This window comes from Bradyrhizobium sp. USDA 3256 (genome assembly GCF_054058275.1).
In genome coordinates, this window is the sequence record NZ_JBSSAE010000002.1 from 976,531 (window position 1) to 989,255 (window position 12,725).

General features: G+C 58.5%; 9 protein-coding genes and 1 pseudogene. 8 read left to right on the forward strand and 2 right to left on the reverse strand.

Features of this window, described 5'->3' with window-relative positions; genetic code table 11:
* Positions 1–90 precede the first annotated feature (90 nt).
* A complete protein-coding gene (nodD2, locus tag ACVWY5_RS06230) occupies positions 91–1,080 on the reverse strand; it encodes a transcriptional regulator NodD2 (protein WP_028337413.1) in 990 nt (329 codons plus the stop codon).
* 619 nt (positions 1,081–1,699) lie between these two features.
* Positions 1,700–2,644 (reverse strand): transcriptional regulator NodD1, encoded by a 945-nt coding sequence (gene nodD1, locus ACVWY5_RS06235; protein WP_028337414.1) that lies wholly within the window; start codon positions 2,642–2,644, stop codon positions 1,700–1,702.
* 859 nt (positions 2,645–3,503) lie between these two features.
* On the opposite strand from nodD1, the pseudogene ACVWY5_RS06240 reads away from it, so the two are divergent.
* The 8 genes and pseudogenes from ACVWY5_RS06240 (at position 3,504) to ACVWY5_RS06275 (ending at position 12,574) form a co-directional block, all read left to right on the forward strand.
* Positions 3,504–4,137: pseudogene (locus ACVWY5_RS06240) on the forward strand (NodA family N-acyltransferase).
* Complete coding sequence (gene nodB / locus ACVWY5_RS06245; protein WP_028337417.1) at positions 4,134–4,793, forward strand: chitooligosaccharide deacetylase NodB; 660 nt, start codon at positions 4,134–4,136, stop codon at positions 4,791–4,793. The pseudogene ACVWY5_RS06240 and the gene nodB overlap by 4 nt, the downstream one beginning before the upstream one ends.
* Positions 4,794–4,810: 17 nt before the next feature.
* Positions 4,811–6,184: a chitooligosaccharide synthase NodC gene (gene nodC, locus ACVWY5_RS06250; protein ID WP_028337418.1), complete on the forward strand. Its 1,374-nt coding sequence runs from the start codon at positions 4,811–4,813 to the stop codon at positions 6,182–6,184.
* A gap of 12 nt (positions 6,185–6,196) precedes the next feature.
* Positions 6,197–6,826 carry a nodulation methyltransferase NodS gene (gene nodS, locus ACVWY5_RS06255; RefSeq protein ID WP_028337419.1) on the forward strand — a complete coding sequence of 210 codons (630 nt, stop codon included), beginning with the start codon at positions 6,197–6,199 and terminating at the stop codon, positions 6,824–6,826.
* Between the two features lie 13 nt (positions 6,827–6,839).
* The gene (gene nodU / locus ACVWY5_RS06260) at positions 6,840–8,549 is read left to right on the forward strand and encodes a nodulation protein NodU (protein WP_028337420.1); all 1,710 of its coding nucleotides are present in this window, start codon (positions 6,840–6,842) and stop codon (positions 8,547–8,549) included.
* A gap of 1 nt (position 8,550) precedes the next feature.
* Positions 8,551–9,471, forward strand: a complete 921-nt coding sequence (nodI, locus tag ACVWY5_RS06265; RefSeq protein WP_321177121.1) for a nodulation factor ABC transporter ATP-binding protein NodI — start codon at positions 8,551–8,553, stop codon at positions 9,469–9,471.
* A gap of 3 nt (positions 9,472–9,474) precedes the next feature.
* The gene (locus ACVWY5_RS06270) at positions 9,475–10,266 is read left to right on the forward strand and encodes an ABC transporter permease (protein WP_028337422.1); all 792 of its coding nucleotides are present in this window, start codon (positions 9,475–9,477) and stop codon (positions 10,264–10,266) included.
* Positions 10,267–10,546: 280 nt separating this feature from the next.
* A complete protein-coding gene (locus tag ACVWY5_RS06275; protein ID WP_028337423.1) occupies positions 10,547–12,574 on the forward strand; it encodes a carbamoyltransferase family protein in 2,028 nt (675 codons plus the stop codon).
* Positions 12,575–12,725: the final 151 nt, after the last annotated feature.

The following is a 12,725-nucleotide window of genomic DNA, read 5'->3' on the forward strand; positions in this document are numbered from 1 at the left end:
CGGGACGTTCATGAGCAAAGAGCGAGTTCAAGCAGGAGCAGCTGTCGAGACATGCAGCCGGATACAAGGTCGCGCGCCTTGCAAAAGTCGTTACGATAGCCGCGAGGCAGGTCCCGCCAAGCTGGCTTCAGTCTCCGGCTGCTCCAAAGCGCAGATCATGGAGCGCTCGTCAGGAGCAGAGGTCATGCGACCCGCCTCCTGCACCAATATCTCTCGCATCCAGATGCTTTCCGGATCGCTGTTATGAAGGGCAGTCCATTGGACCGCCTCGATGAAGGTGGGGAATGGCTGCGGAAGCTCGGCAATCCGAAGGGGCACCGTCCTTTCGAAATGCTTAACGAGCCTTAATGGCATGGTCCCTACGCGGCTCGTGCCCACCAGCATGGGCGGAATCATGCCGTAGCTCTGCACGAGAACGTCGATGCGTCGGTTGAGGCCGCGATCGAGCAGAAAAGACTCCTCGATGGGAGGCTGACGCGCGAGCTTAACCGCGACGTGGCCCATTGACATATACTGATCAAATGTAAGCCGCCGCCGTAGCCGGCCGTTCGTGCCGCAGCCTACGCACACAAGCCTTTCCTCGAATAGGGCTATCCGCGGGTGCGCGCTGGACATGAACAGTTCCGGGAGAATAACAAAATCAACCTCGCAGCGCCGGAGAAGCTCATCGTGCTCATCGGCGAGCGCCACCAGTTCGAAGCTGACGGCCGGTGCTTCTCGTGCGACACGCTCGACGACATGTCGGAAGAACACGACCGTTATGAAATCAGAAAGGCCGATCCTGAATCGCCGATTCGATTGTCCCGGGTCGAACGCATCCCGCGCGATAATGGAGAGTTGGATGTGCATCAGAGCCTCGCGAACGGGAGCCGCCAGTCCCTCTGCGCGTGAGGTTGGGACAAGTTCCCGGCCTCTCATTGCAAACAGCTCATCACGGAAATAGGAGCGCAGCCGGGCAACGGCTGCGCTCATGGCCGGTTGACTGAGGTTAATCTTGCGCGCTGCTGCGGAAAGGCTGCGCTCAGCCATCAGAGCATCAAGGGCGACGAGAAGATTCAGATCCAGGCCTTTGAAACGCATATCTTATTATCCCACGCGATCTCTTCGCGGTGCGTACAATGTTCGGCAACGGCTGCTTCTGAAGCGGTATCATCGGCTCGCCCGAATCGACTCTGTTCCTGCCGTGTGATCGCGAAAAGTAGCTCGCGGATCACCGCAGAATGGCGAGCAGGGCGACGACATACGGCTGGGCCCGTGGGAGCGCCAACCCTAGCGAGTCCGTCAATTCCGACCACACTCGCAACTCAACCTGGTCAAATTGCCACCGGCAGACCAGCGTAGGTGCCCATCCCGTCACAGCCACGAGTTCGCCCAATTCGCCCCATCGACGTCCGCCAGCGCATCGTTGGGAGGCAAACTACAACCTGACGCAGTGTCGGGTTCAAGCGATTTAATTGGGTTCGCTAAACCATCGCACTCGAAAACGCGCGTCCTTCCGCGATGCTGCCGGACCTTGCTTGCAGGACAAGGCACTAAACCATACTTTGCGAGATCATCGCGGCCAAGAGCCGGTAAGCCCTCGCAATCCATCGCCGGATCGCGCGTTTTGCAGCGTGGCCGCACGGGAGTTAAAATGAGAAAGCCGGCCAAGCCGTCGAATGATTGATTAGGATATTTTGCATCTGCCGGGGGCGCGAATCTAGCCGCGCCTGCGCGTTGGGGGCTCCCGATGTTCAGATGCCATGTTGGATGCTTCATCCAACAATATCCGCCGCATCCAAATGCTCGCCGGATCGGTGTTGTGGAACGCGGGCCACTGCACGGCCTCGGTGAAAGTGGGCAGGGGAAGCGGTGGCTCCACAATCCGCAGGGGCATCCGCTTTTCGAAGTGTCTGGCGAGACGTAAGGGCATTGTCCCTATCCGGCTCGTGTCCAACAATATGGGCGGAATCAGACTAAAGCCTTGCACAATGACCTCGATGCGTCGTTTCAAGCCGTGCTCGAGCAAAAACCATTCCTCGAGATTGGGCCTCAGCGCCCGTCCGAACTTGGCCGTAACATGCCCCATAGAATTGTATTTCTCGAATGTAAGTGGTCTCGATAGCTGCTTGTTCGTGCGGCATCCCACGCATACGAGAGTCTCGTCGAATAGCGTCGCTTTAGGATGCGCACTCGACATGAACAATTCCGGTAGAATGAGAAAGTCGACTTCGCCGCGGCGGAGGAGCTCACCGGGTTCATCGGAAAATGGCAGCAGTTCGAAACGCACTGCAGGCGCCTCCTGCGCGATGCGATCGACAATTCTCCGAAAAAACACGATTGTCATGAAATCGGAGAGAATGACCCTGAAGCGCCGGTTCGACTGAGCCGGGTCGAACGCGTCCCGAGAAATGATCGAAAGTTGGATGTGCAGCAGGGCCTCGCGTACCGGACCCGCAAGCGCCTCCGCGCCGGGTGTCAGGACGAGCTCGCGACCTCTCATCGTAAACAATTCGTCGCGAAAGTAGCTGCGGAGCCGCGCGATCGCAGCGCTCATAGCGGGCTGGCTCAGGTTTATTTTGCGCGCAGCCGCTGTGAGATTGCGTTCCGTCATCAGAGCGTCGAGCGCAACGAGAAGGTTTAGATCTAGTCCCTTGAACCGCATGTTGTGGGTCTATCCATCGTGTGGATGTTTTCTATCGAAACAATCGATTTTACCAAATTGCGGAATGTTGGATAGCAAACATCAGTTTGGAAAATGAATTAGGCATACCACGATGGCTGCTGGTCGTACGCGGGCTCCGAGAAAGACTCCTGGACGTGCAGGCACCTGCCGAATCAATTTGGGAAACGGATATCGCTGTCGCATGCGAATTGCGGCTCTTCCCGGTGCGACGAGCACGCGATGTGACGCTAGCAAGGTCCCGATAAACCTTCGTATGTGTGTGCCAACCCTTTCCATATCGGCGGTTTACCCGCGTACACTTGAGAGCGTGCTCAGCCTCACCTTAGTGTCGCGACCAAGCGGCGTGCGCAGATTGCGGATGCCAAATATCTCCGGCGATTGGCCAAATGGCGCGCCTGTTCATCGCAATTATCGCAATTCAAGGCGCGTCGAAGATGCATAGAACCGAAGTTGATCTGGTGCCAGTCGGGTGTGTCCTCGATGAGCTCTCACGAATCGATGGCCTGCCCCGCGATGCGACAGCGCCGATCATGATCTTGGACGAGGCGGAGCGCCTTCATGCCGCAGACAGGCTCCGGGCAATCCAATCGCTTCGTTGGGACGTCCGGGCATGTTTCGACCATGGCATTGGCCGGAAAGATGCGCGCGAGGTGCGAGATCGTCTTGCCGCTAATGAGGCCGCCATTCCGATTCGGTCTGCTCTCGCGCGGTCTGCGAGGAGAGCCGAGCGCGGATGCCGCATGCCAGCGCATTTCAGATTAATCACCGGTTCGGCAATTAGCGAGGTGCTTACGTGACCATCTCCGCTCTCACGTCCACTGGCGCAGGGAAGTACGTCATGAATATTGCCGTGTCGCGGTCTGCGGAAGAGCCTTACGCGCGCACTCAAGTCCGGTGGAGCCTTCGCTGGGAAAACGAGCTGCAGCTCGCCGATCATGCCGAGCTTGCCGACTTCTTCCGTAACAGCTACGGGCCGACCGGTGCGTTCAATGCGCAGCCATTCGAAGGTAATCGAAGTTGGGCCGGTGCACGGCCTGAACTCCGCGCAATCGGTTACGACGCACGCGGCGTCGCTGCTCACATCGGCCTACTACGCCGCTTCATCAAGATTGATGGCGTCGACCTTCTCGTGGCCGAACTCGGACTATATGCCGTGCGTCCGGACCTCGAAGGGCTTGGAATCAGCCACTCAATGCGCGTGATGTATCCTGCGCTGCGGCAGCTTGGGGTGCCGTTCGGCTTTGGTACGGTCCGGCCCGCGCTTGAGAAGCATCTCACCAGGCTGGTCGGAAGGCAGGGGTTTGGCAACCCTGATGTCTGGCGTTCGCGTCCGCTCCACCCAGCCGGATGTCTACCCCAATTTGTCGCCGATCCGCATCGAAGACGTCCTCGTGGTGGTGTTCCCGCTTGAACGCTCATTAGGCGAGTGGCCTGCCGGAACGATTATCGATCGGAACGGGCCCGAGCTGTGAACGAACTCATCCCCCTGTCCGCGGTGCGGCGCAACTATGATGACGTCAGCGGAACTCGCTCGGTCTACTTGACCTTCGATGATGGGCCAAACCCCTTCTGCACGCCGGACGTCCTCGATGTGCTGACGCAACATCGGGTGCCTGCGACGTTCTTCGTTATCGGCACCTACGTGGCCAATCAACCTGAACTCATTCGACGAATGATCGCCGAAGGGCACGAGGTTGCAAACCACACGATGACCCATCCAGATTTGTCCAGATGCGAACCAGCAGAGGTACACGATGAGGTACTAACGGCGAGCAGGGCGATACGTTCGGCTTGCCCGCAGGCGTTACCCAGGCACATGCGGGCACCCTACGGCATATGGACCCAAGACGTGCTTGCTACGTCAGCCAAGGCTGGTCTCGCAGCCGTGCACTGGTCGGTCGATCCGAGAGATTGGGCGCGCCCTGGGGTTGATCGCATCGTGAGCTCAGTGCTGGCGGCTATTCGACCGGGCGCAATTGTGCTCCTGCACGACGGATATCCTCCCGGCGAGGAGAGATCGTGCTCGGATGCCACTTCGCGCGATCAGACGGTGAGGGCGCTGTCATATCTGATTCCGGCACTCCAACGGCGCGGGTTCGAAATCCATCCGCTTCCTCAACTTCACTGAACAAAACTGGCACCCCCATGGACCTGCTCGCTACAACCAGCGCCGTCGCCGTTTCGTCTTATGCGCTGCTCTCGACCGTCTACAAGAGCGCGCAAGCGCTTTACGCTCGGCCGGCCAGCCCCGCATCGCTGCGGGACGAGCGGGGACAAGCCGAGATGGCTCTACCAAGCGTAGATGTCATTGTACCCTCGTTCAACGAGGACCCAAACACACTCTCTGACTGCCTCGCGTCGATTGCAAGCCAAGACTACGCTGGAAGGCTGCAGGTCCATGTGGTCGACGACGGGTCCGCAAATCGCGATCTCGTGGGGCCTGTGCACAAAATCTATGCGACCGATCCGAGGTTTCGCATCATTTTGCTGGCCAAGAACGTCGGAAAGCGCAAGGCGCAGATTGCTGCGATACGCAGCTCTTCCGGCGATCTGGTCCTCAACGTCGACTCGGATACGATACTTGCGGCTGACGTGGTCACGAAGCTTGTATTGAAGATGCAGGACCCAGATGTGGGTGCGGCCATGGGGCAGTTGATAGCGAGCAATCGCAACGAAACATGGCTGACCAAGCTGATCGATATGGAATACTGGCTAGCCTGCAACGAGGAGCGTGCGGCACAGGCTCGCTTTGGTGCGGTGATGTGCTGCTGTGGCCCATGTGCTATGTATCGTCGCTCTGCGCTCGCCTTGCTGCTTGATCAATACGAAACGCAATTGTTCCGTGGGAAGCCAAGTGATTTCGGCGAGGATCGTCATCTAACGATCCTCATGCTCAAGGCGGGGTTCCGAACCGAGTATGTCCCCGACGCGATCGCGGCAACAGTGGTGCCTGACAGCCTGGGACCATATCTGCGACAGCAACTTCGCTGGGCCCGCAGTACCTTTCGGGACACGTTTCTTGCGTTGCGCTTGCTGCCCGAGCTCGATGGCTATCTCACGCTAGACGTTGTCGGACAAAATCTCGGCCCCTTGCTTCTCGCCTTGTCATCACTGGCTGCGCTCGCGCAGTTCGTCATCGCCGGGTCGGTGGCCTGGTGGACGTTGCTGACGATTGCAGCAATGACGATGGTCCGGTGCAGCGTGGCAGCGTTCCGTGCTCGCGATATGAGGTTCCTCGGCTTCTCGCTCCACACGCCCATGAACATCTTTCTCTTGCTGCCGTTGAAGGCCTATGCACTTTGTACATTGAGCAACAGCGATTGGCTGTCGCGCAAAGTCATCGTGACAAGCGATGGAGAAGAGAAGGCTGTCCTCCCGCATGCGACCGCTGGAATAAGCTCTGCAAGAAGTGGGGTGAGCTCTGCCGCAGTTCGTAAGCCCGGGCTTTCGCGCCGTCCATCAAGCTTGCCCGCGACCGAGCGTGTTTGCGGTCGCGATCGATCGAGCGCCTACAAATAGGTTGAATGACCCGTGACACTGGACAAGAACCATCAGCTGTTGGAGCGAGAATTGGCTGTCGATGATCCATGGCGCCTCGACAGCAATTCGTTCGAGCAGGAGCGATACGCGCAGATGCTCAGGATGTCACGCTGCAGCGGTGATGTTGTGCATGCCCTCGAAGTCGGATGTGCAGCCGGCGCATTCACCGAAATGATGGCGCCTCACTGTCAACGAGTCACAGTGGTCGATGTCATGCCGCAGGCGATCGAGCGGGCGCGCCAACGGACCAAGAGGTGGTCGCATATCACGTGGATTCCGTGCGACATTCAGCAGTTCTCGACCGCTGAGGAGTTCGACCTGATCGTCGTAGCCGAGGTTCTTTACTACCTCAAGGACATCGCCGAGATGCACGCAGCCATCCGCAACTTGGTGAGTATGCTTGCACCAAACGGCGCTCTGGTGTTCGGATCTGCGCGTGATGCCACGTGTCGACGCTGGGGTCATGCTGCCGGTGCTGAAACGGTGATTGCTCTCTTCAATGAGAGCCTATCCGAGGTCGAGCGTCTGCATTGCCATACTGAGTCGGTCAACGAAGACTGTTTGCTCGTCCTGTTCCGGAAGCCAGCTAACTCATCAGAACAACCAAAGTTAGATCATTAGGCTAGGGGGTCGTATGCGCATCTGCGGCATCAAGTTAACACACGACGGGGCAATTGCTGTCGTCGAGGACGGGCAGCTCGTCTTTTGCACCGAGCAAGAGAAGCGCGGCAATAATCCACGGTATCAATCCGTCGATAACCTCGATGCAGTCGTGCTCGCGTTGGCTGAGCATGGCCTGGATCCACGAGATATTGATCAGTTCGTCATCGACGGCTGGGATGGGGAGATCGAGTCGCAGTTCCAGGTACTGAGTGGGGCCGTTCCGATTGCGTTGAAAGGGGCGCCATATGTCGAGCGCCATGCCGGGGGCCTCCTAGATTCCGTCGATGGCTATGGCCTGATCCTCGGCGGCAAGGTGTTTCCCTATAAAAGTTACCCGCACGTCACAGGCCACGTCGCCTCAGCATATAGCACCAGCCCGTTTGCCAGTGCCAGAAAACCTGCGTTCTGTCTGGTATGGGATGGCTGCATCTTTCCGCGTCTCTACTATGTAGAGACTGGAGGCGCGCGGCTCATTGCCAGCCTGTTTCCGATGATCGGTCATGCCTATGCGGCCGCGGGCCTTCATTTCGGGCCTTACAGGCAGCCGAATCGCGCGAATTGGGACTTGGGCATCGCCGGCAAGCTGATGGCCTATATTGCGCTTGGCTCTGTCGACGAAACCATCGTGGCAGTGTTTCAAGAGCTTTACGAAAAGCGCTTCGCGGCGGATACGGAGCAGGCCCGTCGCTACCGCGCCGACATCAACAATGCGGAAGCGTCGCTTGCCGCTGTGCACGACTTTTTCGAGGCGAGCGCACTGCGCCTGACGGCCAAGCGAGCGGAAGACGTCCTTGCGTCATTCCATGTGTTCCTGGAACGTCTTCTTGTCCGAGAAATCGCGATGGTTCTGCTACGGCACTCGTCGCTTCCGGGCGCAAGAAATCTATGTGTAGCCGGGGGGTGCGGGCTCAATATCAAGTGGAACAGCGCGCTTCGCGCGACGGGATTGTTTGATGAGGTCTGGGTGCCGCCGTTTCCAAATGACAGCGGCTCTGCAATTGGCGCTGCGTGCAGTGCGATGGCGGTACAAAAGGGGTTCGGCCCACTGGAATGGTCGGTCTACAGTGGTCCGGCGCTGCAGGCCAGCGAAAGTCCGTCAGAATGGGAGGCTGCGCCATGCAGTCTCCGCGAGCTTGCGGCCATTCTCGCCGACAACAAGCCCGTAATCTTCCTTTCGGGACGGGCCGAGCTTGGGCCGCGGGCGTTGGGCGGCAGAAGCATTCTTGCAGCAGCGTCCTCGCCGGCGATGAAGGATCATCTCAACGACATCAAGCGCCGTGAGCATTTCCGGCCGGTGGCGCCGATTTGCCTGGAGGATCGGGCGCCAGAGATCTTCGAGCCCGGGACGCCGGATCCTTATATGCTGTTCGATCACCAGACCCGCGCGGAGTGGCGCGATAAGATCCCCGCTATCGTCCATCTGGATGGCTCTGCGCGGTTGCAGACAGTTGCCCGCAACTCTCCGCACAAAATCGCGGAGGTGCTCGTCGAGTTTGAGCAGCTCACGGGCATTCCGTTGCTTTGCAATACGAGCGCCAACCTTCACGGGCGAGGATTCTTCCCGGATGCCGCTGCCGCTTGCCAGTGGGGACGCGTGGAGCATGTGTGGTGCGACGGTCTGCTCTGGACCAAAACAGCCGTAACGAAACCAACGTCGACCGAACGACTTCTGTCGGCCTAATATGAACATGTCCACCGCAGCAATCGACCTTGCCGGCGTGAGAAAGTCATTTGGCGACAAGATCATCGTCGATGAACTGTCGTTCTCGGTTGCTCGCGGAGAATGCTTCGGCCTGCTCGGGCCGAATGGAGCCGGCAAGAGCACCATTGCGCGTATGCTCCTCGGGATGATCTCGCCGGACGCAGGCAAGATTACGGTCCTCAATGAGCCTGTGCCTGCGCGCGCCCGTGTCGCACGGGTGCGCATTGGCGTCGTGCCGCAGTTCGATAACCTTGAACTCGAGTTCACCGTACGGGAGAACCTCCGGGTTTTTGGTCGCTATTTCGGCATGAGCGCTCACAAGATCGAGGCGGTTGTACCCTCGTTACTGGAGTTTGCCCGTCTCGAAAGCAAGGCGGACGTGCGCGTCGCAAGGCTTTCGGGTGGTATGAAACGGCGGCTAACGCTGGCGCGTGCCTTGATCAATGATCCGCATCTGCTCGTAATGGATGAGCCCACAACCGGTCTTGATCCGCACGCTCGCCACCTGATCTGGGAGCGCTTGCGAGTTCTGCTTGCGGGCGGCAAGACGATCCTCTTGACCACTCACTTCATGGAGGAGGCCGAACGGTTGTGCGATCGGCTGTGTGTGCTCGAAAGTGGACGCAAGATCGCCGAAGGCAAGCCGGACACCTTGATCGATGAGCATATCGGATGCAACGTGATCGAGGTCTATGGCGGTGATCCACATGAGCTCGGTGAGTTGATCAGGCCTTATGCGCGGCACATCGAGGTAAGTGGAGAGACGCTGTTTTGTTATGCGCTCAATCCGGAGCAAGTGGGTCTTCAACTGCGCGGGCGAGCGGGTCTTCGCATTCTGCAGCGGCCGCCGAATCTCGAAGACGTGTTTTTGCGGCTGACCGGACGCGAGATGGAGAAATGAGCGATGGGTGAAAGTTATGCGGCGCTGATGCCAGCTAATGCGTATAACTGGATCGCGGTATGGCGTCGAAACTTCCTGGCATGGAGGAAAGTCGCACTTGCATCGGTTCTCGGCAACCTTGCAGATCCCATAACCAACCTGTTTGGCCTTGGATTTGGCCTCGGGCTAATCGTTGGCCGCGTTGAAGGGACTTCGTACATCGCGTTTTTGGCAGCCGGCATGGTCGCGACCAGCGCGATGACGTCCGCGACGTTTGAAACGATGTATGCAACCTTTGCACGGATGGATGCCAAGCGGACCTGGGAGGCAATCCTGTCCACACAACTCACGCTGGGCGACGTCGTTCTGGGCGAATTGGTGTGGGCGGCCAGCAAGTCTGTTCTGGCCGGAACCGCAATCGGAATTGTCGCTGCGACGCTGGGTTATGCGTCCTGGTTGTCCATTTTGTATGCGATGCCGACGGTCGCCCTGACCGGCCTTGTATTCGCAAGTCTGGCGATGGTCGTCATATCTCTTGCGCCAAGTTACGACTACTTCGTGTTCTACCAGACGCTCATCTTGACACCCATGGTGTTTTTGTGTGGCGCAATCTTTCCGATGAGCCAATTGCCGAGCTCTTTTCAGCACGTCGCCGGCTTGTTGCCGCTGGCGCATTCGGTCGATCTCATTCGCCCGGCGATGCTGGAGCGCGCGGCCAGCGGCGGCGCCGCCGTCCATGTCGGTGCGCTTTGCATGTACGCGGTGTTACCTTTCTTTGTGTCGACGGCATTGCTTCGGCGCCGCCTGCTGCGTTGACGATCGCTATGCTCTCTGCACCGGGTCGAGGCAGCGTGAGCTGCCACAGGAGCAGCGGCAATCGCTTTAGAAGGACGCGATCAAGCCAGGTGTACGTCGCCGGTTCGGTCGATCGGTGCGTGAGCGCCGAGCACCTCAATAGGCTAGCCGCCGGACGTCGGTTCGGCTTCGCAAGAGCATTGGTTGTGCTACCTGGCCCGCGCGGCAGAGGGAGCGTGACAGTACAGGCGATTTAGTCGGGAGGGGGTGGCCTTCCTGTCATGATCAAATGGAGAACGCGATGTTGTGTCTGGGAGTGAGTGGCGGTCTGGACAGAATCTATGAAAGCTCGCCAGAGCTGCCCAATACATTTCTGCACGATGGCGCGGCGGTTCTCGTGCGGGATGGCCGTGTGATTGCTGCCGTCGAAGAGGAGCGCCTCAACCGAGTTAAGCACTCGAACAAATTCCCTAGCAATTCGATCCGATACTGCCTTTCAACTGCAGGAGTTGAGCTTAGCGAGATCGACCGCATCGCGTTCTACGCGACCGAAGCCTATTGCAATACCATGCTCGAGCGGCTGTTTGTTTCTCAGCCCGTTCCGTTGGACGCCAAACTGTTGCTACGGCAGCTGCTGGCACGGGAGTTCGGCACCGAGGTCGATGCGTCGCGCGTGTTCTTCGTAAATCACCATGAAGCGCATGCCGCGAGCGCGTTTGCCATGTCTGGCTTTGAGCAAAGTCTCATCTTTGCGGTCGATGGCGGCGGAGATTTTCTCTCGGGGTTGCTGGCGGTGGGGTCTGGCACCGAAATTTCGCAACTCGCAAGCTTCCCAGAACATAACTCCCTGGGGTTGTTCTATCTCGAGACAATCCGATATCTCGGCTACGGATTGTTCGATGAGTACAAAGTGATGGGGCTTGCTCCCTATGGTGACCCTGCTCCTTATCGCGAGCTCTTCGCGCAGTTCTACGAATTGTTGGACAATGGTGACTATCGCGTTTACCTGGACCGAATCGGTCCAGCCTTGATCCGCGACATCCAGGTCCGGCGAAAGGGAACGCCATTCACGCAGCAGCACCGAGATGTCAGCGCTTCGCTCCAGGAAGCGTTGGAGCGGATCGTCTTTCACATCCTGCGGCATCATCGCGATGCGACGGGCATGAAGCGTTTGTGCCTGGCGGGAGGAGTAGCCCACAATTGCACGGTGAACGGTAAGTTGCTCTATTCCGGGCTTTTCGACGACATCTTCGTCCAACCCGCGGCGCACGACGCCGGTTGCGCACTCGGCGCCGCATTGATGATGTCAAACGAGCTGGGGCGGCCTGCGCCGCGTGAGCGATTGCCGGACGTCTATTGGGGGCCCGATCTCGGGACGGAGCAAGCGGTAGAACAGGAGCTCAATGCATGGTCCAGCCACCTCGATATCCAACGCAGTGATGACATCGCTGCCAGTGCGGCCGACTGGATGGCAAATGGCGCTGTGATCGGTTGGGTTCAGGGCCGTTCTGAGTTCGGGCCACGTGCGCTTGGCAACCGCAGCATTCTCGCCGACCCGAGGCCAGCGGAAAACAAGAACCGGATCAACGCGATGGTCAAGAAGCGTGAGGGGTATCGTCCGTTTGCGCCATCAGTACTGGAGGAGGATGCAGGTGAGTTCTTTGAGCTCCCGGGCGGCAAGCGGGAGTTTCCCTTTATGAACTTCGTGGTTCGTGTGCGTGAAGCCCACCATAGTGTGCTCGGTGCGGTCACGCACGTCGATGGGACTGCTCGGCTGCAAACGGTCTCGCGCAACACAAACCCTGCCTATTGGGATGTCATTAATGCATTCAAGAAGCGAACCGGCGTTCCGGTTCTTCTAAACACGTCCTTTAACAACAATGTCGAGCCAATCGTGGATTCCGTTTCAGACGCCATCGTCACGTTTTTGACGACTGACCTGGACGGACTTGTAGTTGGGCCATTCCTCGTCAAGAAGCGGGCGGCAGCGCTGCAGGATTGGTGTACATTGAGCGTTTCATTGCCTCCGTATGCGTCCCTTCATCGTATTCGCTCTCACACAGCGGAAGATCGTCAGGAAACGGTCTGCGAGATCCGTATGGGACATTCGGGTCGCGACGGCATGCGTATCTCGCATGAGCTCTTCGATCTGCTGATGCGGATCGAGGGCGAGGCCTCGCTCGGCTGGCTTCTCGACACAACTATGCTGGACCAGCCCGAGCGCGAAGATCTCGTGAAGGAACTACGGCTCGTATGGGAGCAGCGCAGCGTTCGGCTGCATCCGCCACGCGCTGCTTGCGTCCGCAGTAAAGCGCAAGGCAAAGCATAACCGGCGATTATGATATGGCCGCGGCTATGCCTCCACGGACAGAAAGCGAGGCCGAGGTTGCACAATAGGCATCCGGCTTAAATCGGGAATATCGGCGCAACAGCTCTGAATGGAAGAAAAGAGGCAACGCGTTGAGAGAACCCGCTACGAG

Bases quoted from the DNA above. Each gene is read 5' to 3' on its own strand.
- nodD2 (WP_028337413.1), bottom strand. From the start codon at position 1,080: ATGCGTTTCAAAGGCCTGGATCTGAATCTTCTCGTCGCCCTTGATGCT.
- nodD1 (WP_028337414.1), bottom strand. From the start codon at position 2,644: ATGCGGTTCAAGGGACTAGATCTAAACCTTCTCGTTGCGCTCGACGCT.
- nodC (WP_028337418.1), top strand. From the start codon at position 4,811: ATGGACCTGCTCGCTACAACCAGCGCCGTCGCCGTTTCGTCTTATGCG.
- nodU (WP_028337420.1), top strand. From the start codon at position 6,840: ATGCGCATCTGCGGCATCAAGTTAACACACGACGGGGCAATTGCTGTC.
- nodI (WP_321177121.1), top strand. From the start codon at position 8,551: ATGAACATGTCCACCGCAGCAATCGACCTTGCCGGCGTGAGAAAGTCA.
- ACVWY5_RS06270 (WP_028337422.1), top strand. From the start codon at position 9,475: ATGGGTGAAAGTTATGCGGCGCTGATGCCAGCTAATGCGTATAACTGG.
- ACVWY5_RS06275 (WP_028337423.1), top strand. From the start codon at position 10,547: ATGTTGTGTCTGGGAGTGAGTGGCGGTCTGGACAGAATCTATGAAAGC.